General features: G+C 36.3%; 22 protein-coding genes. 4 read left to right on the top strand and 18 right to left on the bottom strand.

The window, feature by feature from the left end:
- Window positions 1–7: 7 nt before the first annotated feature.
- Window positions 8–1855: a translational GTPase TypA gene (typA, locus tag FC37_RS01585; protein WP_025005030.1), complete on the bottom strand. Its 1848-nt coding sequence runs from the start codon at window positions 1853–1855 to the stop codon at window positions 8–10.
- A gap of 251 nt (window positions 1856–2106) precedes the next feature.
- On the opposite strand from typA, the gene def reads away from it, so the two are divergent.
- From def to FC37_RS01565, 4 genes are all read left to right on the top strand, one after another.
- Window positions 2107–2661: a peptide deformylase gene (gene def / locus FC37_RS01580; protein ID WP_025005031.1), complete on the top strand. Its 555-nt coding sequence runs from the start codon at window positions 2107–2109 to the stop codon at window positions 2659–2661.
- A gap of 345 nt (window positions 2662–3006) precedes the next feature.
- On the top strand, window positions 3007–3228 hold the full coding sequence (locus tag FC37_RS01575) for a DNA-dependent RNA polymerase subunit epsilon (RefSeq protein WP_025005032.1): 222 nt from the start codon (window positions 3007–3009) through the stop codon (window positions 3226–3228).
- Window positions 3229–3234: 6 nt separating this feature from the next.
- Window positions 3235–4914, top strand: a complete 1680-nt coding sequence (rnjA, locus tag FC37_RS01570; RefSeq protein WP_025005033.1) for a ribonuclease J1 — start codon at window positions 3235–3237, stop codon at window positions 4912–4914.
- A gap of 45 nt (window positions 4915–4959) precedes the next feature.
- Complete coding sequence (locus FC37_RS01565; RefSeq protein ID WP_025005034.1) at window positions 4960–5907, top strand: diacylglycerol/lipid kinase family protein; 948 nt, start codon at window positions 4960–4962, stop codon at window positions 5905–5907.
- A gap of 50 nt (window positions 5908–5957) precedes the next feature.
- Here FC37_RS01565 and recD2 read toward each other — a convergent pair whose 3' ends face one another.
- The 17 genes from recD2 to ftsA all read right to left on the bottom strand — a co-directional run bounded on the left by recD2 (window position 5958) and on the right by ftsA (window position 22273).
- The gene (recD2, locus tag FC37_RS01560; RefSeq protein WP_025005035.1) at window positions 5958–8312 is read right to left on the bottom strand and encodes an SF1B family DNA helicase RecD2; all 2355 of its coding nucleotides are present in this window, start codon (window positions 8310–8312) and stop codon (window positions 5958–5960) included.
- A complete protein-coding gene (locus FC37_RS01555) occupies window positions 8312–8956 on the bottom strand; it encodes a tetratricopeptide repeat protein (protein WP_025005036.1) in 645 nt (214 codons plus the stop codon). Before FC37_RS01555 ends, recD2 begins: the two co-directional genes overlap by 1 nt.
- Window positions 8956–9615: a histidine phosphatase family protein gene (locus tag FC37_RS01550; RefSeq protein ID WP_025005037.1), complete on the bottom strand. Its 660-nt coding sequence runs from the start codon at window positions 9613–9615 to the stop codon at window positions 8956–8958. Before FC37_RS01550 ends, FC37_RS01555 begins: the two co-directional genes overlap by 1 nt.
- Window positions 9616–9707: 92 nt before the next feature.
- A complete protein-coding gene (gene mnmA / locus FC37_RS01545) occupies window positions 9708–10835 on the bottom strand; it encodes a tRNA 2-thiouridine(34) synthase MnmA (RefSeq protein WP_025005038.1) in 1128 nt (375 codons plus the stop codon).
- 7 nt (window positions 10836–10842) lie between these two features.
- Window positions 10843–11184 (bottom strand): DUF1831 domain-containing protein, encoded by a 342-nt coding sequence (locus tag FC37_RS01540; RefSeq protein WP_025005039.1) that lies wholly within the window; start codon window positions 11182–11184, stop codon window positions 10843–10845.
- Window positions 11185–11231: 47 nt separating this feature from the next.
- A complete protein-coding gene (locus FC37_RS01535; protein WP_025005040.1) occupies window positions 11232–12389 on the bottom strand; it encodes a cysteine desulfurase family protein in 1158 nt (385 codons plus the stop codon).
- 1 nt (window position 12390) lies between these two features.
- The gene (locus FC37_RS01530) at window positions 12391–13086 is read right to left on the bottom strand and encodes a 5'-methylthioadenosine/adenosylhomocysteine nucleosidase (protein ID WP_025005041.1); all 696 of its coding nucleotides are present in this window, start codon (window positions 13084–13086) and stop codon (window positions 12391–12393) included.
- 18 nt (window positions 13087–13104) lie between these two features.
- Window positions 13105–13413 (bottom strand): hypothetical protein, encoded by a 309-nt coding sequence (locus FC37_RS01525; protein WP_025005042.1) that lies wholly within the window; start codon window positions 13411–13413, stop codon window positions 13105–13107.
- Window positions 13414–13415: 2 nt separating this feature from the next.
- On the bottom strand, window positions 13416–13985 hold the full coding sequence (locus FC37_RS01520; RefSeq protein WP_025005043.1) for an NUDIX hydrolase: 570 nt from the start codon (window positions 13983–13985) through the stop codon (window positions 13416–13418).
- Window positions 13986–14004: 19 nt separating this feature from the next.
- On the bottom strand, window positions 14005–14208 hold the full coding sequence (locus FC37_RS01515) for a cold-shock protein (RefSeq protein WP_003627651.1): 204 nt from the start codon (window positions 14206–14208) through the stop codon (window positions 14005–14007).
- On the bottom strand, window positions 14208–16991 hold the full coding sequence (ileS, locus tag FC37_RS01510) for an isoleucine--tRNA ligase (protein WP_025005044.1): 2784 nt from the start codon (window positions 16989–16991) through the stop codon (window positions 14208–14210). The genes FC37_RS01515 and ileS overlap by 1 nt, the downstream gene beginning before the upstream one ends.
- Window positions 16992–17211: 220 nt before the next feature.
- Window positions 17212–18006, bottom strand: a complete 795-nt coding sequence (locus tag FC37_RS01505) for a DivIVA domain-containing protein (protein WP_025005045.1) — start codon at window positions 18004–18006, stop codon at window positions 17212–17214.
- Entirely contained in the window at window positions 17982–18782 is an 801-nt protein-coding gene (locus FC37_RS01500; RefSeq protein ID WP_025005046.1) for a YlmH family RNA-binding protein, read from the bottom strand. Before FC37_RS01500 ends, FC37_RS01505 begins: the two co-directional genes overlap by 25 nt.
- A complete protein-coding gene (locus tag FC37_RS01495; protein ID WP_025005047.1) occupies window positions 18782–19084 on the bottom strand; it encodes a YggT family protein in 303 nt (100 codons plus the stop codon). Before FC37_RS01495 ends, FC37_RS01500 begins: the two co-directional genes overlap by 1 nt.
- A complete protein-coding gene (locus tag FC37_RS01490) occupies window positions 19084–19524 on the bottom strand; it encodes a cell division protein SepF (RefSeq protein ID WP_025005048.1) in 441 nt (146 codons plus the stop codon). The genes FC37_RS01495 and FC37_RS01490 overlap by 1 nt, the downstream gene beginning before the upstream one ends.
- Window positions 19525–19541: 17 nt before the next feature.
- On the bottom strand, window positions 19542–20900 hold the full coding sequence (gene ftsZ, locus FC37_RS01485; protein ID WP_056945453.1) for a cell division protein FtsZ: 1359 nt from the start codon (window positions 20898–20900) through the stop codon (window positions 19542–19544).
- Between the two features lie 14 nt (window positions 20901–20914).
- A complete protein-coding gene (ftsA, locus tag FC37_RS01480) occupies window positions 20915–22273 on the bottom strand; it encodes a cell division protein FtsA (RefSeq protein WP_025005049.1) in 1359 nt (452 codons plus the stop codon).
- Window positions 22274–22302 lie beyond the last annotated feature (29 nt).

The raw sequence follows: 22302 nt of genomic DNA, 5'->3' as shown, positions 1-22302 counted from the left end.
TCTAAAATTAACCATTAGCACGAGCACGCTTCTTATCAGCCTTTTGACGCTCTGAAGTATTCAAGATCTTCTTACGTAAACGAATTGATTCTGGAGTTACTTCACAGTATTCATCATCGTTCAAGAATTCAATAGCTTCCTCAAGAGTCAAAGTTCTAGGGGTCTTAATTGCAGCTGCGTGGTCTTTACCTGCAGCACGAGTGTTAGTTAAGTTCTTACCCTTAGTTACATTAACTGCAATATCACGTTCACGTGATGATTGACCAACAATCATACCTTCGTAAACTTCAACACCAGCACCGATGAATAATTCACCACGTTGCTCAACTGATTGAAGTGAGTAAGTAGTTGATTGACCTTGGTTAATTGATACCAAAGCACCATTACGACGGCCTGGGTTCCAGTTCTTAACAACTGGCTTGTATGCTTCAAAGGTATGGTTCATGATACCGTAACCACCAGTTTGTGACATGAATTCATTATTGTAACCAATCAAACCACGTGATGGAACTAAGAATTCAAGACGAGTTTGGCCGTTACCAGTTGATTCCATGTTCTTCATTTCACCTTTTCTTTGTGAAAGTGAATCGATAACTGAACCAACGTATTCATCTGGAGTATCAATTTGAACAGATTCGAATGGTTCACACATAGTACCATCAATTTCACGGTAAATAACCTTAGGACGTGAAAGTTGTAATTCGAAGCCTTCACGACGAAGTTCTTCAACCAAGATTGAAAGGTGAAGTTCACCACGACCAGAAACAGTCCATGCGTTTAATTGATCAGTAGGTTCAACCTTTAATGAAACATCAGTACGAGTTTGACGGATCAAACGATCTTCAAGCTTCTTAGGAGTTACTTGGTCACCTTCACGACCTGCAAATGGTGAGTCGTTAGCAACAAAGTCCATTTGAAGGGTTGGTGGATCAATCTTAAGAAGTGGCAATGCTTCTGGATGTTCTGCTGAAGCAATTGTTTCACCAACGTAAATATCATTAATACCACTAATAGCAATGATATCGCCGGCCTTAGCTTCTTTAATTTCGTTACGCTTCAAACCGAAGTAACCAAATAATTTAGTAACACGGAAGTTTTGAGTAGAGCCATCACGCTTCATAACAGTGATATTATCTCCAACTTTAACCTTACCGCGGTAAATTCTACCAACACCAATACGGCCAACGTAGTCATCCCAGTCAAGCATTGTGATTTGGAATTGTAAAGGCTCATCTGAATTGTCGATTGGAGCAGGAATATTCTTAATAATAGTATCAAAGATAGGATCCATAGTTTCTTTTTGAGTACTTGGATCTGCATCATATGATGAAGTACCATTCAATGCTGATGCGTAAACAACTGGGAAGTCAAGCTGTTCATCGTTAGCACCTAATTCGATGAAGAGTTCAAGCACATCATCCAAAACCTTCTTAGGACGAGCACCTGGACGATCAATCTTGTTCAAAACAACAATTGGCTTTACACCGGCTTCCAAAGCCTTCTTCAAAACAAAACGAGTCTGTGGCATTGGACCTTCATAAGCATCAACCAAAAGTAATGCTCCGTCTACCATGTGCATAACACGTTCAACTTCCCCACCAAAGTCGGCGTGACCTGGTGTATCCAAGATGTTGATAGTAGTATCCTTGTATCGAACAGCAGTATTCTTAGATAAAATAGTAATACCACGTTCACGTTCAATAGCGTTTGAGTCCATAGCACGATCTTCCAGATTCATATGTTCTGGTAAAGTATCAGATTGCTTCAATAATTGGTTAACCAAAGTAGTTTTACCGTGGTCAACGTGGGCAATGATAGCAATATTTCTAAGATCGTCTCTTCTTTTTTCTGACAAAAGTATTCCTCCCCACTCTTCAATAAAAAAACTGTGACTCTGTCACAGTTTCGGTAACGCAGTAGCGCCTTATCGAAGTGCTTCTATTTTTGATCTGTATAGTTACGTTAGTGAATTTTACCACCTAACTGCACGCGGGTCAACGCTTACCAATAAGTTAACTTTTAATTGTTTTCATCTAAAATCAAGCAAAATCGCTTAAAATATGGTAAAAATATATTAGATAAGTTTTTTAAAAAGGAGTAATTATTTTGATCTTAATGAAAGATATCGTGCGTGACGGTGATCCCGTTTTACGCCAAGTTGCTAAGCCTTTAACTTTTCCGCTTAGCGACCACTACAAGCAATTAGCAGAAGATATGATGGAATATTTAGTTAATTCACAAGATCCAAAGATCGCTGAAAAACATCAACTTAGAGCAGGTGTTGGATTAGCTGCTCCACAAGTTGGCGAAGGCGTTCAAATGGCTGCGCTTTTAGTTCCTGATGATAAAGGTGAAATCATCTTTAAGGAAGTTTACGTTAACCCAGAAATCGTTTCTGAATCCGTACGTCAAGCTTGCCTTAGCGAAGGTGAAGGTTGCCTTAGCGTTGACAAAGTAATTAATGGTTACGTACCACGTCCAGACAAGTTAACTATTCATTACTACACTGTTGATGGAGAAGAAAAAACTATTCGCTTGAAAGATTATCCAGCTATTGTATCTTCTCATGAAATCGATCACCTTAATGGTCATCTTTTCTATGACAGAATTAATAAAAAAGATCCATTTGCACTTAAAGAAGATACTGTGGTTATTTCTTAATTGTTATTTAACCAAAAAAAAGAGTCTGCATAAGCAGGCTCTTTTTATATAATAAAAAACCACTGGGCGACTGGACCAGTGGTTCATACATTGGGAATTAAGAAGATTGAAGAGACTTCTTATAGCGAGTAGATGAGTTTATTCATCATTCACCACAAATTCATAGTACAACTAATGTTATTTTACGTCAATAATTATCAAGAGAATTTCTTAATAATTTTCAAATGAATATAGATCTAAACATATTTATATACTTACCTTTACAAATATGATAAAATTTTTATTAGCTATAGAGTGATTTCACTCTAAATTGAACGTTTATACATTAATTAAGGAGAATCATTTATGATTTACAAAGTTTTGTATCAAAAAGACAAAATTGTCAACCCACGTAGAGAAACTACTCAAACTCTTTACATGGAAGCTGACAACATGGTCGAAGCAAGAAGTACGGTTGAGGACAACACCCCCTATAACATTGAACTCATCCAAGAATTAACAGGCAATTCTTTGGCTTACGAAAAAGAACACGCTGACTTTAAGTTAACTACGTTCGATAAGAAGTAATAAAGAGTGCGAATTAAAAATAATGAAGTAGCCGTTTATGCAATCGGGGGTTTGCATGAAATCGGTAAAAATATGTATTGTGTCCAGTATCAGGATGAAATTATCATCATGGACTGTGGTATTAAATTCCCCGAAGACGATTTATTAGGTATTAACTACGTTATTTCAGATTATTCATACCTACTCAAAAACCGTAAGAAGATTAAGGCTCTTGTAGTTAGTCACGGACATGAAGACCACATTGGTGGTATTCCATTTTTATTGGAAAAGATTCCTGAAATTCCTGTTTATGCAACTCCATTTGCCCTCTCATTAATCAGAGGCAAATTGGAAGAACATGGTATTTTGAAGACTACCGAACTGCATGAAGAACATGAAGATACGGTTTTAAAATTTAAGAAATTATCTGTTTCTTTCTTCAGAACCACACACTCCATTCCTGATACTTTAGGAATTGCTGTTCATACACCGCTTGGTGCTGTTGTCTTTACCGGTGACTTTAAGTTTGACTTAACTCCTGTTATGAATCAACCTGCACCAGATTTCCAAAAAATGGCTCAATTAGGTAAAGAAGGTGTACTTGCCCTTCTTTCAGATTCTACTAACGCTGAAGTTAGTCAATTTACTAAATCTGAAAGATTCGTTGCACAGTCGCTTCATAATATTATTACTGGTATTCATGGGCGAATTATTTTCGCTACATTTGCCTCTAACCTTTATCGTGTTTCTACAGCTATACAAGCAGCTATCGATACAGGTAGAAAAGTTGCCATTTTTGGACGTAGTATGGAAAATGGTGTAGATAACGGAATCGATTTAGGATACTTAAATGTTCCAAAGGATTTAATTGTTGATGCAGAAGAGATTAACAAGCTGCCACCTGACAAAGTTATGATTCTATGTACTGGATCACAAGGTGAACCATTAGCAGCTCTTTCAAGAATTGCCAATGGTACTCACAGACAAATAACTTTACAGCCTGGCGATACAGTTATCTTCTCTTCTAACCCTATTCCAGGAAACACATTGAGCGTTAACCACTTAATTAACAAATTAATGGAAGGCGGCGCTAATGTCATTCATGGTCGTGTTAACAACGTCCACACTTCTGGTCACGGTGGTCAAGAAGAATTAAAGATGATGGTTCGCTTATCTAAGCCTAAGTACATGATTCCAGTTCACGGTGAGTACAGAATGCAGGTTATTCATACACAGTTAGCACAAGAAGCTGGTGTACCTGCTGAAAATACTTTCGTGTTGTCCAACGGTGAAGTTGTTTGTTTTGGGCCAAATGGAGCTAGAATTGCTGGTAGAATCCCTGCAGGCGATGTTTATGTTGATACTTCGGGTACTGCAGATGTTGGTAATGTTGTCGTACACGATCGTCAAATTCTTTCAGAAGAAGGTTTGGTTGTCGCTGTAGCAACTGTTGATTACAAATATAAACGTGTCTTAGCTGGTCCTGATATTCTCAGTCGTGGTTTCGTCTACATGCGTGAATCAACTGAACTGATTAACCAAGCACAAAAGCACGTCTACCACGTTCTTCGAAATGAAATGGCTAAATCAGACAAGCCTAAAGAAAGTGATATCAAGAAGGCAATTTCTGAAAATCTTTCTGATTTCCTTTACTCTAAGACTGAACGGCGACCAATGATTTTGCCAATTATTATTGAAAAGAAATAAAAAATTAGACTCCTTCGGGAGTCTTTTATTTTGAATATAAGATATATGAATAAAAAAATTAAAGTACATTTATTAGTTAATGAAGTAGCTGGAAATGGAAATGCTGTTGCAGCTGACCATTCCTTGCAAAAGGTATTAAATAATCTAAATATTCCATTTAGTCATAAAAAGAGCAATTATCCTGGCGAACTCATTAAGTTGGCTGAAGATTATGCCAATAAAAATCCTAACTCAAATGATATTTTAATCGTTGTGGGTGGTGATGGATCTTTCAATGAGGCTTTAAATGGTATTAAAAGATCAAATTTCCCTGAAACACCCATAACATATTTACCTGCTGGAACTGGCAATGATTTTGCGCAAGGAGCTGGATTAACTAACGATCCTTTGCAACTAGTTAATAATTTATTGCAAGATCCCGAGCCGGAACGCGTTGATTGCGGATTCTTTACTTCAAATATAGCTAAAATGCCGCATGGTTATTTTGTTAATAATTTTGGAATCGGCTTTGACGCATTTGTGGTTCATGAAAGCAATAATGAGAAACTAAAGAAAAAGTTAAATCATGTTAATTTTGGTAATTTGATTTATGGCTTAAATATTATTAAAGCTCTTGCAAAACAGAATACATTTACGGTTACGATCAAAACGGCAAATGAAACTGTGCGCTACGGGGATGCTTATTTCGTGACTACTACCAATCATCCATATTTTGGTGGTGGAATTGCGATTTTACCCAAAGCTGACATTTACAGTCATCATTTAGATACTGTGATCGTAGAAAAGCCCAACTTATTCAAATTTATCCATCTTTTTGACAAATTATTAAAAGATGGATCACATGTAAATGCTCCCCAATTTCACTATATAGAGGCTAAAGAGATTCAAGTTACAACTCAAAAGCCAGAGTTTGCACAAATTGACGGTGAAGATTATGACGCCCAAGATTTTAAATTAACATTTAAAATAGATCACTTTAATTTGTTGAAATAAGCAAAAAAGCTAAGGTTTTCATTCAGATGAATGATTATCTTAGCTTCTTTTTATAATTTAATATTTTCCATTCCAATCATTGGATCTATCTCACCTGAATAAATCTTTTCAGGCGTCAAAATATAATCCTCTGGTTCTTGTTTTTCAGATTCAGGTGCTGCAACTTCATCTTTTGTTTTTTCTTCACTAGTTTCAGTAACTTTAATACCCAATTGAGCACAGATTTTATCTGACAATCCAGTTTTTCGATCATTTCCTGGCGTATTAAAAGCTGCTGCAAAGGCTCGTGGATCTCCTACTAAAACCAAATTTTTCTCAGCTCGAGTAACCGCCGTATAAAGCAAATTTCGTTTAAGCATCACATAGTTCTGCATAGTCAAATTCAAGATAACTAATGGAAATTCTGAACCTTGTGACTTATGAATAGTAATCGCATACGCTCTGGTTAAATCAGTTAAATCTTTTTTACCAAAACTTACTTCCCGGTCATCAAAATTAGCAACCATGCATTCTTTAGAATTATCTTCATCGATACTAATTATTTTACCAATTTGGCCATTATAGATATCTTTTTCAGGATTATTTTGCAATTGTAAAATTCGATCGCCAATTCTGAAAATTTCATTGCGTACTTCTAAAAATTTACTCTTAGCTTTAGGCGGATTCATTATTTCTTGAATAACATCATTTAAATTGTTTACTCCGCCGCTACCATGATACATGGCACTCAATACTTGGACATCATCCTTATCAAAGCCACGTTTTAAAGCTAATTTGACAATTTGTCCTACTGCATCCCCCACCAACTCAGGTCTACAGCTAATAAATGAATAATTCTTAGTCTTCTTAAATAAAGCTTGTTGGTCTCTGCCCTCATTTACATCGTGAGCCAGCGTAATAATCGTTGACTCATCCCCTTGTCGGTGAATTTGCTTTAAAACTGTAGTCGGAAAAGCATGTGACTTAATTAAATCGCTAAATACGTTCCCCGCACCGACAGAAGGTAACTGATCCTTATCTCCTACAAACACAATATGACGAGTTTGGTTAATGCTAGAAAGAAGCTGCTTAAACAAGAACATGTCAACCATAGACATCTCATCGATGATCAAAATTTCACCATTTAGCTCATTTAGATCTTCAGCATTTGCGTCTCCAATGCCTAACCCTAGAAGTCGATGAATCGTTTTGGCACTAATTCCGGTTATTTCTCCCATTCTCTTAGCAGCTCTACCAGTTGGCGCTGCTAATAAAAATGGTGGATCTTCACTATATAGCGATGAAGCAGGTATTTCTGCCAATTTTCTTAATGCTAGCAATATCCCATTGATAATAGTGGTTTTACCTGTCCCAGGACCACCTGTCAAAATTGAAATAGGATTGTTCAAAGCATTCTTGATAGCAAGCTTCTGTGTGTCATCATACTTAATTTTTAATTCTTGCTCCGCATCCTCGATAGCTTGTTCAATTTTCTTATCGCTATACTGTTCATCATCCTGTGCTTTTCTACTTTCCACCAAACTCTTCATAGAACGGGCAATATCGACCTCTGTTTGATAAATATTTTGTAAAAAAGCATTTTCACCATCAACTATTACTTTGCCCTTTTTCTGCAATTCATTTACACAAATCGCAATTGGATCAAATTGTGGGATTTGCAATAATTCTTTAGCACCAGTCAGTAAATCGGATAGTGGAACATAAGTATTGCCTTCACCACTCAAAGCGTCTAGCAGAACCTGATAAATGGCCCCATTTATTCTTCTTGGATCATCATTGGGTATCTCCAATTGCTTGCCGATGGTATCTGCTGTTTTAAATGCATAACCTGTAATTTCATTAACGGCAGCATAAGGATCCTCTTTTAATTTATCTAGAGCTGCTCCATGATAACATTGGTAAATCCTAGCGGCTACCTGTTTCCTTATTCCATATTGAGCTAGTTTTAAGACGATTTCAGAATAAGAATCCATCGAATTTAGACCCGACAATAAGCTATCTTTTTGCTTTTTAGTTAAAGATAACGTGTCGATTTTAGCAGGATTTTCTTTTAAAACATCTAAAGCATTTAATCCCAATTCTTCAATAATGGTACCCGCTGTTTTTTTACCAATACCTGGGAATTTATTAGAACTCAAATAATTAGTGAGTGAGCCTTCTTCATGAGGCATGATCGGCTTATAGCTATTAGCGCGAAATTGTAAACCGAATTTTTCATGCATAACCAGTTTACCATCGAAGCGATAGCTACTACCAATTTGCACATCACCAAAATTACCAGTTACCTTAATTTCGCTACGTGAATAATTTTCGAGTGAACCAATGATTTCAACATCGAGGATTTTATATAAATCTTTATCATTTTCAAAAACAATCCCGTTAATTTTACCGGTGAATTCGCTCATTACTTTTTCTTTTCCTTATCATTCAGCATTTTCATAATTGAAGCATATTGATCCATTGCCCGCTTATAGTATTTTTCATCCATTGCTTTCGCTTTTGCAAAATATGCTTCTGCCTGAGTTCGATCTTTTTCCATGGTAGAAACACCAAGCAAGAAATATATCTTAGCTGTTCGCCTATCTTTAGGAATCATGAGATAGGCTTGCTGGGCTTGAGCATTTTCGCCTAAGCTCATCCAAATATCCCCTAATAATTCTTGCACCTTATCATCAACTTTTTTGATTGTTAAAGCATACGCAAGAGCTTTTTGGCTCTGACCTAATTTTAAATAAGTTAATGCCTTCTGATATAAAGTCAAATCGTCATTAGGAATTTGGTCCAATAATGCCAAAGCTTTATCAAAATCACCCTGCATATAGTAGCTAACAGCTAAATTGTAATTTAACTTTTGCGGCTTTTTAACTAAGTGCTGCGCTTGTTCCAACAGCTGCTGTGCCTGATCTACACTACCTTGTTCAATTAAATAAGTTGATAATTGCAAATAGTTTTCAATATTCTGTGGTTTTTGATCAATTTTTTGAACTAATAAATGAATCGCCTGATCAACCTTGCCATTATCATAAAGCTGTGCAATTTTTTTATCCATTACAGTGAATCCGTCTTTGATAACTTTCTGCCTAAATAACTAGTTTCGTTCCAAACAACTGGTTTAAAAGTCTTACCACCATCAAGCGTTTCAAGTACTGTTAAACTGGTATTGCTTAAACCGCCATTTTTACGAATATCTTTTAAAGGATAGCCTAACAAACCACCCATAATTGCTGATAAAGCTGCTCCATGACTGACTGCTAATACTTTATCATCATCATTCGGGAATCTTTCAGCCATTTCTTTAGCAAAAGACTTGCCACGAGCAATTACATGTTCATAATCTTCACCATGTAATTCGGTGGGATCATACTTATCCGGATGATGCCAAAAGTTGTTCATTTGCTCAGGAAACTTCTTTTCTGCTTCCGCAAATTTCATTCCTTCCATATCACCTAAGTTAAATTCACGTAATCGTTCATCAATCACTACTGGCAAGTTGGCATTCATAGCATTATCAATACCTTGAGCAGTATTAAAGGCACGATCTAAAGGACTAGCAAAAATACCTCTAAACTTAGTTCCTTTTAAATGTTCACCTAACTTCTTTATATCTTTTAAGCTTTGTGGCAAGAGTGGTGAATCACCATGTCCACCTTGAAAACGACTTGCTAAATTCCATTCAGTTTTACCATGACGAACAAAATAAATTTGCATTTTTATCCCCCAAACATGTTTAATTGATATAACTAGTTTAGCACAAAGAAAAGGGCGTTCGAAAATTCGAACGTCCTTTTTTAAAATTCATTTTATACTAATTGCAATTGCTTGTCTTCTTGGTAAGCAGCATCAATATTTCCACCACCAAGACATTCTTCACCTTGGTACAAAACAAGAGCTTGACCAGGAGTAACTGCACGAGCTGGTTCATCAAAGTAAACGTCAGCAGTATTATCATCTGCATGATACTTAACAGTTACACCAACATCACATTGACGATAGCGGAACTTAGCGCTGCAGTGAAATTCCACATCATGATCTGGCTTACCAGTAAAGAATGACATATCACTAGCCTTCAAGCGACTTGCGTAAAGAAGCTTACTATCATAACCCTGTTCTACGATTAATTCGTTCTTCTTTAAGTCCTTACCAACAACAAACCATGGATCTGTTGATTCCTTAGTTGAACCTAAACCTAAACCTTGTCTTTGACCAATAGTGTAGTACATTAAGCCGGCATGTTCACCAACCACTTTGCCATCAGGGGTAACCATCTTACCTGACTTAGCTGGTAAAAATTCGCTCAAGAACTTTCTAAAGTTTCTTTCACCGATAAAACAAATACCAGTAGAATCTTTCTTCTTAGCAGTAGCCAAACCATTAGCTAAGGCAATTTCACGCACTTGAGGTTTAGTTAAGTTAGCAAGTGGGAAAATAACCTTCTTAATCTGATCTTGATTTAATTGACTTAAGAAGTAAGTTTGATCCTTATTCCCATCCTTCGGACGCATCATATGAGTAAGACCATTTGCATCTTTAACAGTTTTAGCATAATGTCCCATTGCAATATAATCAGCATCTAGATCCATCGCAAAATCTAAAAATGACTTGAACTTAATTTGACTATTGCACATTACGTCAGGATTAGGCGTTCTTCCCTTTTTGTACTCATTTAAAAAGTATTCGAAAACACGATGCCAGTATTCTTTTTCAAAATTAATTGAATAGTATGGAATACCAATTTTATCGGCAACTTTCTTTACATCTTCGTAATCTTCAGTAGCGGTACAAACACCAGAATCATCAGTATCATCCCAATTTTTCATGAAAACACCGACAACATCATAGCCTTGTTGTTTGAGTAATAATGCTGATACTGATGAATCTACACCACCACTCATACCTACAACTACTCTAGTCTTGCTATTGTCAACCATTATTCAATCAATCCTTTACCTCAAGCAATATCTTACGCTCTTCAAGATCCTTCAAAATGTAATCTAAAAGATCTACAGTTGGCGCTAATTGCTTGTTTTTAAAAATATTAACCTTTTGCAAACCATTGCGATCAGTAACAACCATCGTTAAATGAGATAAATCCTTATTAACAGTCATCTTTAACTTAGTTGGTGCATTATAAGGTGAATCATTATACAAAGGATGTTCATAATTAAAATTACCCTTAGCAGTCTTCACAAAACCAGCATCAATTAAAGCATAAAGTTTTAACTCTGGATTTAAAGTAAACTTACGTTTATCACCATTAATCACAACTATATTTGCCATATTTTTCCTCACTTATTTATAATAAGTTACTTTCTTTTTAAAAGCAACTATTTTCTTTTAGATTGAATTCTTTGAACAATTTTTACCAGATTTTCAGCAAATGATTCTACTTCTTCATCTGTATTATACCGCCCAAACGAAATACGAATTGATTCATTAATTCGAGGAGAATCTGCACCAAAACATGCAATTAATACATGTGAAGGTTCAAGTGACCCTGCGGTACATGCGGAACCACCTGAGACAGCATAACCGTTTAAATCTAAATTAGTTTGTAATGAAGTAGTAGAAATACCCTTAAACCATAGATTTAAGACATGGTGAGAATATCCAGGACCATGACCTCCATTGATTTTATAATCAATCTTATTTTGATCAAGTTGGTTCAAAATAAGATCTTGGAAATGCGCATATTTTGCCTGAAGATCATCATGACCAATATTGGTCAGTTCTTTAACTGCTTCGCCAAAGCCAGCAATACCGGGTACATTTTCAGTTCCAGCACGACGTTTAGTCTCCTGTTCACCGCCTAAAACCAAATTTGGCAAATCAATATCAGAATTCTCATACAAAAATCCTAAGAATTTTGGTCCATTAATTTTATGAGCAGATACTGATAATAAATCAATATTCATTGCTTTGACATCAATATCAATCGTTCCCATGCCTTGAACATTATCGACATGGAAATATGCATTGCTCTCTTTGACCAATTCGCCAATTTCTTTAAGTGGCATAATGGAACCTACTTCATTATTTACGGCCATAATCGATACTAAAATTGTATCTGGCGTTAATTCTTTTTTCAGTTCATCTAAAGAAATATGTCCCGTCTCATCAACATTTAAATAGACAACGTTGTAGCCTTCATCTTCTAATCGCTTCATAGGATTTAAAACTGAAGGATGTTCAATTTGCGTGGTAATAATCTTCTTACCAATATTTTTTCGACTGTATGCTGTACCAAAAATGGCAGTATTATTACTTTCTGAGCCACCGGATGTAAAGATAATTTCATTATCTTTAGCATTAATACTTGCAGCAATTTGATGACGAGCTCGATCAATCACATTTCTTGCTTGACGTCCCAACTCATAAGTACTTGATGCATTACCAAAATCATTTTTCATTTCATCAGTAATTACATCAATTACCTTAGGAGACATAGGAGTAGTCGCAGCGTTATCCAAATAAATTTCACGCACGTTAATTCATCTTTTCTACGTAATCACTAATTAATTTAGCAGCCTTAGCTCCAACCTTTTTAACAAATACATCAAAGTCTTCACTTGCACTGCCATCACCATTGTCAGAGATTGCCCGCATTGCAACTAATGGCTTATTAAAAGCATGAGCAACTTGAGCAAAAGCAGCACCTTCCATTTCACAAGCTAATGCATCAGGGAAGTTCTCTTTTATTTCATCCTTTTGCTTAGTTGAAGCTACAAATGAATCTCCAGTAACCACTAATCCTTCACTAAAAGCAACATTTTGCTTTTCAAGATATTCAGCGAATGCAGCTCTTTCTGGTGAATCAAGTACAAATTGAGCTGGTTGTTGTGGGATTTGGCCTTCTACATAATCACCTGCAGCAGTATTATGAGCATCATAATACATGAAGGCATTAGGCAAAACTAAATCTTCTTGATGAATATCCTTATGTAAAGTACCGGCAGAACCAGTCATAAAGATAACATCAATATCTACATTGCTTAACAAACTAGCTAGGTTCATCGCAGCTTGAACTTTACCAATACCACTCAAACCTAAATAAACATCATTTCCGTTAACAGAAAAATGTTCGAATTCAGTTGATCCGAACATTTCTTTTTTTTCTGCGTGGAAATGATTACGATAAAATTCGGCTTCTTCAGCCATTGGAACAATAATCGCAATCTTCATAAATTTCCTCGTTTCAAATTATAAATGAAATAATGCTAAAAGCACTAAAATAATTAAAACAAACACTATCAGAATAGCACTGTTCAGTCTTTTTTTCAGTTTTAAAGACTTTTCTTCGCGCATCTTTTCTTTATCGATAGGCTGCTGTGCTTGATAAAACTCCTCTCCATCGCCTTCCAAAGGACGTCTTCTTTCAGAATCATCCCTTTGAAAATCAGGATTAACATTAACTTCTTCTGTTGCATCATTATCAGTAAAAACAGATTTAACTTTGTCTACTAAACTTTTTTTCTGTCTTTTACGATAATCAGAACGCTTTTCTGTCATGATTACTTATTACTTTCAGCTTGAGCATTGCGCAATAGCATATTTTCCCAAACAGAAATGGCATAAATTGTCTTAGCATCGACAATTTTTCCTTCTGCTAATAAATTCTTTAATTCATCTAAACTATACCAATCAGAAGTTAAAAATTCATCTGCATCTAATGATCTCTTTTCAGTCAACTTAGTTAACGTATCACAATAGAAAAGATGCATTTTTTCATCACAAAAGCCTGGTGTAGAATAAAATTCACTAACTTTTTCCCAATATTCTGCCTTGTAGCCGCCTTCTTCATTCAATTCACGCTTCATAGCATCAAGAGGACTAGTGTCAGTTGGGTCAACAATTCCAGCTGGAATTTCTAAAGTGACTTGCTTGATAGCTTCACGCCATTGTTTTACCAAAAGCATTTCTTGTTGATCATTAATTGCAATAACACAAGATGCAGGGCGATGCTTAACTATTTCTCTAGTCGCAGTATCGCCATTAGGTAATTTGATTTTTCGAACAGATAAATCCAAGATTCTACCTTGAAAAATCTGTTGCGATGAGATTTCTGTTTCTTCTAAATCCACTAAGTCTCATCCTCCTTTTTTAAGCTAAATATACATTAACACATTGTAGGCCATTTTTTCCTTGAGCTAATTGATATTGTACTCGATCGCCTACTCGTAATGATTTATAGCCTTCTTCCTTAATAGCTTTATAGAAAACGAAGTACGATTTGTGGTTGCGATCGTCTTCAATAAAGCCATAACTGCTTCCTTCATCAAATTGTTTAACAGTACCTAAACGCATTATTTTTCTAATCCTTCTTGTACTGCTTCAGGGTAGTTTGCTTCAACAATTTCTGCACAACGACCACAAAGCATTGGTAACTTAGGATCTGCACCAATATCAGTTCTAATCATTCTACAACGTGGGCAAGCTTCACCTTCAGCATGCTTAACTACAACAGCAGCATTAGCAAGTTGTTCAGCGTCAGCTGGAGCTGGATCATCTGAAATAGTTAACTTAGAAACAATTAAAATTTCTCTGAAGTCAGCATCTAATTCATCAAGCATGGCCTTAGTTTCTTTATCTGGGTAAATTGTTACGGCTGCTTCAAATGACTTACCAATCAACTTCTTGTTTCTTGCATCTTCAAGTGCCTTCAAAACATCATCACGCAACTTCATGAATTTAGCCCAGTTTTCAAGCAATTCATCGCGATTTGCATAGTTTTCTACTTTTGGCATATTTGCAAGTTGAACGTAATCTTCGTCTTCCTTCAAGAAGCCCCAAATTTCTTCCATAGTGTGTGGCAAAATTGGAGTTAAAATCTTAGCCAACTTAACTGCAGCATCATAGATAACTGTTTGCATTGAACGACGTGCACGACTGTTTTCAGCTTCAATGTAAAGAACGTCCTTGGCAAAATCAAGATAGAATGCTGAAAGATCATTAGAAATGAAGTTAAAGACCTTCTTGAAGACAGTAGTAAAGTCAAACTTATCGTAAGCTGCTAAGCATTCTTTGATTAAGTCATTTAACTTAACTTCCATGTATTGGTCTACTGAACGAAGATCATCGTAAGCAACACGATTTTTCTTAGGATCAAAGTCGCTAGTATTAGCAAGCATGTAACGGAAAGTATTTCTGATCTTTCTGTAGCTTTCTGCAGATTGTTGCAAGATTCCCATTGAAACAGCAACGTCTGACGTAGTATCAGCTTGAGCTACCCAAAGACGAATAATTTCTGCACCCATTTGCTTGATTACGTCATTAGGTGAAATAACGTTACCAAGTGACTTAGACATCTTGTGGCCCTTATCATCCAAAACGAATCCTTGAGAAAGAACTTGCTTGTATGGAGCTTGACCAGTGACAGCAACTGAAGTAATCAAACTTGAGTTAAACCAACCACGGTATTGGTCACTACCTTCAAGGTAAAGATCAGCTGGGTAATGTAAGCCATCACGTTTTTCCATGACACCTGACCATGATGACCCAGAGTCAAACCAAACATCAAGAATATCCTTTTCCTTAGTGAATTCACCATTTGGTGAGTGTTCTGAAGTAAAGCCTTCTGGCAATAATTCCTTAGCAGTATGAGTGTACCAAGCGTTTGAACCTTCTTTTTCGAAGATCTTAGCAACATGTTCAATTGTTTCTGGAGTAACGATTGGTGTGTCATCTTCAGCGTAGAAAATTGGAAGTGGAACACCCCATGCACGTTGACGTGAGATTACCCAGTCACCACGATCTTTAATCATGTTGTAAAGACGAGTCTTACCCCATGAAGGGATGAAGCTCGCTTTTTCAATTTGATCAAGAATTTGATCTCTAAACTTAGCGATTGAAGCAAACCATTGAGTAGTTGCTCTAAAGATAACTGGCTTCTTAGTACGCCAATCGTGTGGGTATGAGTGAGTAAAGACCTTAAGCTTAAGAAGTGCACTAGCATCCTTTAACTTTTCGATCATTAACTTATCTACGTCTTGGTAAAACATGCCCTTAAGTTCAGGTACTTCATCAGTGTAGCAACCGTGAGCATCTACTGGACTGAAGATTGGCAAGTTATATTTTTGACCAACGTTAAAGTCGTCTTCACCAAAGCCAGGTGCAGTATGAACTAAACCAGTACCATCATCCAAAGTTACGTGGAAGCCTTCAATTACAAGACTTTCCTTGTCGTAAATTGGGTGCTTAGCCTTCATGTATTCCATGTCGGCACCCTTAACTGTTTGAACAACCTTATAGTCATCCCAACCGATTTCTTCAGCTACTTTATCAAGCAAGCCAGTAGCAACAACGTAACGTTTATCTCCAACTTGAACTACTGAGTAATCAAACTTAGGATTTACACAGATTGCTTCGTTTGCTGGAATAGTCCAAGGAGTAGTAGTCCAGATTACGAAATAAGTATCCTTAGGATCGATGATGCCTTTACCGTCAGTTACTGGGAAAGCAACGAAAATTGAATTTGCTTCAACATCTTTATATTCAACTTCAGCTTCAGCTAAAGTAGATTCACTTGACCATGACCAGTAAACAGGCTTCTTACCCTTGTAAATGTAACCCTTCTTGTACATTTCACCAAAGACACGAATTTCTTGTGCTTCGAAGTCATGTTGCAAGGTAACATAAGGATGATCCCAATCTGCCATCACACCAAGACGCTTAAAGTCATTCATTTGCTTTTGAATTTGTTCTTCAGCATATTGACGACAAAGTTCACGGTACTTAGCACGATCCATACTCTTACGGTCTACGCCTTTTTTAGCAAGTTGTTGTTCTACTGGAAGACCGTGAGTATCCCAACCTGGTACGTATGGTGCATAGTAACCATTCATGTTCTTGTAGCGAACAATGATATCCTTTGAGATCTTGTTCAAAGCATGTCCCATGTGGATATTACCATTGGCAAATGGAGGGCCATCGTGTAAGTCAAAACGAGGCTTACCTTCATTAAGCTTTAATCTTTGTTCATATAATTTATTTTCACGCCATTGCTTTTGCCATTCTGCTTCACGAACTGGCAAATTACCGCGCATTTTAAATTTAGTTTTACCTAAATTAAGAGTGTCTTTAATTCTCATTAACAAATTCCTTTCTAAAAAAGAAAACCTCGCCCTAATTAGGACGAGGTTAACCGTGGTACCACCTAAATTGAACTTAAAAAAGTTCCACTTAATTTGCGTAACGTGCAAAAAACGTTTAGATCATTCAGACAGCTGATCAACCTTTAGGCTCTTATGCTAATCTTCCACCAACATTAGCTCGCTGAATTGCCCTCAAGTTTTACTGCCAATCTAATTTTTATTTTTTGTAATCATCCGGGAAAACAATTGTTGGACCTGATGAACTCTTAGGTACTTCAGGTTTTAAATTAATTGTCTCATGATGCGGACTATCACCTGTCATTGGCTTAGGAGTAGTTTCTTCATCATCATCAGAATCATCTGACAACTCCTCATCCAAATCATCAGGTTCTTGAGAAGAGTTTACGTCATTTACATCATCGTTGTCAATATCTTCATCATCGATTGCAGTTTCATTTGCGATTTCTTCTTCACCGATTGGTTCTGCACCATTACCCGGATAAAATCGTTCCGTATGGAAATATTCATCTAAAGCATGCTGCCAAGTTTCATCATTTAAATTATTTATCTCATTTTGGAGCATTGCTTGCATATGACTACGAAATTCGCCTATTTGTTTCTTTAAACGCTTGTAATCATTAGAGATAACTTCTTGCTGTTGTTTTTGATAGCCAACTTCTGTTTGAGCTTCCTTTTTAGCATCATCCAGAATACGTTTGGCTTCTGCTTCCGCATTTTCTTTTAATTGATCTACAGTTTTTTGAGCAGAAATAAGCGACTTCTTCATATTACTATACTCATCTACTTGAGCCTGCATATCTTCTACTTTTTTATTTAAAGATACTACTTCGTTCTTTAAATCTACTACTTGATCAAGTGCATCCCCATAATTATCAACAACATCATCTAAAAAACTATCCACTTCATAGCGATCATATCCATTACGACCTCGATGCTTAAATTCCTTATTATGAATATCCATCGGCGTCAATTTCGTTTCTTTGTCTGCCAAAGTTTGAGCACCACCTTATATTTTCCTTTTCTTGTAGCCGAAACATTTTCAATCAAAACACGCCCAAAATGCCTCAAACTCAAAATATCATTCTCTTTAACCATTATATTAGAATCTGCTATGTCATGCCAATTTAATTTGATTAAATGGTTTTCAATCATTTTTTGAATCTGACCACGACTTTGTTTGCTAATTCCAGATAGTACTGCATCAATTCTCATTGAAGCAACAATTTCTATCTTTTCCGTTGAATCAGCCTTCGGCACTAGAACATCTTTAAAAGAAATCTCTCTTAATTTTACTTGTGCTCTTCCAATCCGAGTAACCTGCTCTTCAAAAAAATCCACTAATTCTTTTTTAGCAAAAAATTGCCATTTACCATTTTCATCAGTAATTATATCGCCAAAAGTATCAGTCTCAATTCCAGAATTAGCCAGGGTACCTAAAATCGCACCATGATTAATTTTGATAAATTTTTGTGGATATTCAATTTCATATGGCTGAATTAAATAATCGCTGGGTTGCAAATTAACCCATTCCTCGCTTAAATAAACACGTTTTTTCTCCGCATTCGAATATCCGCCATACTCTTGTATAAAAACATCATTACCCACGATGGTTTTTAGAATTGCTCTTTTACCCGGATCTAAAAAATCGGTTAAAATTGGTTCATGTTTAAAAATTATTTGATTAAAAAGACCAGTAAAATAATCAATTACTGGTCTTTCTTCTTGATTAAAATGTGGGTAAAACTTACTTGCTTGTCGCTTTTGCATTAACCTAACACCCTCAATAAAATATTAAAAATCCAAAATAGAACATAATTCTGTACAAAGTACAAAATGAATAATCCAATAATTGGAGAAATATCAATTCCAGTAGAATAGGCCAACTTAGCAAACGGACCTTTTCTGAACAAGTTCAAGTATGGATTTACAATCTTATCTAAAAAGCGACCAATTACAGAATTACTTAACATTGGTATCCAACTTAAAATTGCATCAATAACAATAAATAGACTGTAAAGCCATAAGATCCAAGTAAGAGCTACGTAAATAAAATGTATTACGTTTAACATTAACTTAAATTATCCTTCTTATCAATTAAGTCACTAATTTTGCCATCTGTCACAAATTTAGGTGGAGTGGCTAAAAAGATCTTGTCACCGATGCGTTGAATTTCACCGTTTAATGCATAAACTGTTCCTGTGATAAAATCAACGATTCGTCGAGCGGAACTATCTTCCATTCTGCTAAAGTTAATTACTACTGCCTTATTATTCAACAAGTTTTGTGCAACATCTTTAGCATCAGAATAAACACGCGGCTCATACAACACAATTTTACTTTTGGCTGAATTTAATCCTGATTTAATCGAAACAACATTGTCTCGACTAACAGAATTCAGAGGTAAGTTTTCATTATCATCTTTGTTTGAAGTAGCATATTCTTCTTTTTCCAATTCATCTTCATCATCATTGGAAATGCCGAAAAATCTACCCAATTTATCAAAAGCCATCTGTATCTACCTCCAAACTAGTTTTCACCACGATGTTTGAAGAATGGAATATCATCACTATCATCACTATCGTCTTGAGCACTAGTTTCAATTTGAGAAATACTATCTTGATCATCATTGCTAAAAGTATCGAAGCTTTCATGATCACCCTTTGGCTCAGCAGGCTTAGTATTTCTTCTTTGATTATCTTGATTATCGTTCAATCCCCAAACACTGGTTGGATCAACCATTGTTTGCTTTGGCTTTTTCGCTTCATGATCCGCATCTGCATTATTAGATGGTTGAACAGTTTGTGGACGGTCAACAGTTTGCTTTTCTGGTTGAACAGTATTATTAGCAACAGGTTCTGCTTCCTTCTTAGGTTGAGCCTTAATTTGGTGGCTACGTCCTGGTAATTGCTTTGATGCGGCTTCTTCGGCTTTAGAATCAATACCAGTAGCAATTACAGTAACTACCACTTCATCACCTAAGTTGGGGTTAATTGATGTACCGAAGATAATGTTGACATCATCACCAGCAGCCTTAGAAACAATTTCTGAAGCATCTTGAGCTTCAAACAAAGTAAGGTCAGGACCACCAGTAATGTTAAGCAATACTTGCTTAGCACCATCAATTGATACTTCAAGAAGTGGTGAAGAAATAGCAAGCTTAGTAGCTTCTACAGTTCTATTTTCACCACTAGCACGACCAATACCCATCAAGGCTGCACCTTGGTTTTCCATAACAGTCTTAACATCAGCAAAGTCTAAGTTTACGTAGTCAGTTGAAGTAATCAAGTCTGAAATACCTTGTACACCTTGCTTCAAGACATTATCAGCTTCTTTGAAGGCATCCATCATTGGGGTCTTCTTATCAACCATTTCAAGCAAACGATTATTAGCAATAATAACTAAAGTATCAACGTATTGCTTTAATTGGGTAATTCCTTCTGCTGCGTTCTTAGAGCGCTTAGGGCCTTCAAAACTGAATGGGCGTGTAACTACACCAACAGTTAAAGCACCGGTCTCACGAGCAATTTTAGCTACTACAGGAGCTGCACCAGTACCGGTACCACCACCCATACCAGCAGTGATAAAGATCATATCAGCACCCTTAAGTGCATCTTCAATTGTTTGTTCACTTTCTTCAGCAGCCTTTTGGCCTACTTCAGGATGTGAACCAGCACCTAAACCTCTTGTTAACTTAGGCCCTAATTGAATCTTGTTTTCAGCTTTATTACTGTTTAAAGCTTGAACATCAGTGTTTGCTGCAATAAATGAAACACCTTGTACACCGTCATCAATCATTCGGTTAACAGCATTGCCTCCGGCACCGCCAACACCAATAACTTTGATGACAGCATTCTTATTGTCGTCTGAATCGAATGTAAAATCCATTAAATTAACCACCTTTAATCAAAGAATTTCTTAAAGAAACTCTTCAAGCCATTAGATTTTTCTTGATTATTATTTTCTTCGTCCACTGAAGAATCATCTCTTGCGGACATTTTGTTTCTATTATAAGCTTCTTTGGCTTCACTTTCACTAGTAGAAACAGTTCTTTTAGAATTCTTGGAAGTTTTTGGTTGTGAAACTGGTTCTTCAACTACATTTTCACCAAAACCGTAAATTACACTGTTAACAAGATAGTCTACTTCTGACATCTTGTAAGAATAATTTACTATTCCATATGCAGCTGTATAAATTGGGTTGCGCATACCAATTTGATCTGGCTGATAAATACGTGCTTTAACGTTTAAACCATTGGCTGTCAAACTATCAATTCCTTGAAGTAAACTAGTTCCACCAGTGATAACAATACCACCCGGTTGCTTCAAAGCATTATGCTTGGCTAAACCCTTGCCAAGACGAGTTAGAATTTGCTCAAGACGTGCATTAATGATTTCACTCAGGTAAACTTCATCAATCATTTGCTGTCCATTTGAGCCTACACTATTAATTGCAAATTTATCATTCTTAGAAGCAAATTGCGGATCAGCAAAGCCATAATCTAATTTAATTTGTTCAGCATCACGTTTAGAAATACTTAAAACAGCAGAAATATCATTAGTGATATCGCTACCACCTTCCAAATCAATATTAGCGTATTTGATTTGGCCTTCCTTAATTACTGTTGCTGTACTTACTCCACCACCGAGGTCAATAATTACAGAACCGAAAGTCTTTTCACTTTCATTTAATGCAACACTAGAAATTGCCAATGGCGTTGGAACAAAGAAATTGTTGTGATAGCCTGCACGTTCAATTGCTTTTTTAATGTTATGCAAAGAACCTGTTGGAGCTGTTAACAAAATACCAGTTACTCCAAGTGAACGAGCAATCATCTTACGAGGATCATCAACCTCAGTTTTTCCATCAATTAAGAATCGACTAGGCAAAAAAGCAATTGCTTCACGATCATCTTTTGCAGCAGCATGAATCGCAGAGCGAATCGTTCTTTTGACATCTTCATTATTTACTTCTTGTCCTTCTTCACCGACATTAGCAAATCCAGTTGCTGTCTCTAATTGCAACATTCCTACTGGAATTCCGGCTACGACACTATAAATTTTTGCATTAGTCTTTTCTGCCACGCCTTTTAAAGCACGGCTGATAGCTGCTGCAGTCTGATCAATATCAACAATTTGACCATGTCTCATGCCTGAATTGGGCGTAGTAACTGCACCAATGACTTTCCCCGAATCTGCCACAACTGCTTTCACGCTTGTGGTTCCTATATCAAGACCCACTAAAAGATTTGAATTCTCCAAAATTAAGCCCCCATTAATATTTGCCTTGA

Source organism: Lactobacillus gallinarum DSM 10532 = JCM 2011, assembly GCF_001434975.1.
Taxonomy (GTDB): domain Bacteria; phylum Bacillota; class Bacilli; order Lactobacillales; family Lactobacillaceae; genus Lactobacillus; species Lactobacillus gallinarum.
Note: the sequence above shows the minus strand (reverse complement) of the source record. Positions and strands in the feature narration are given on the sequence as shown.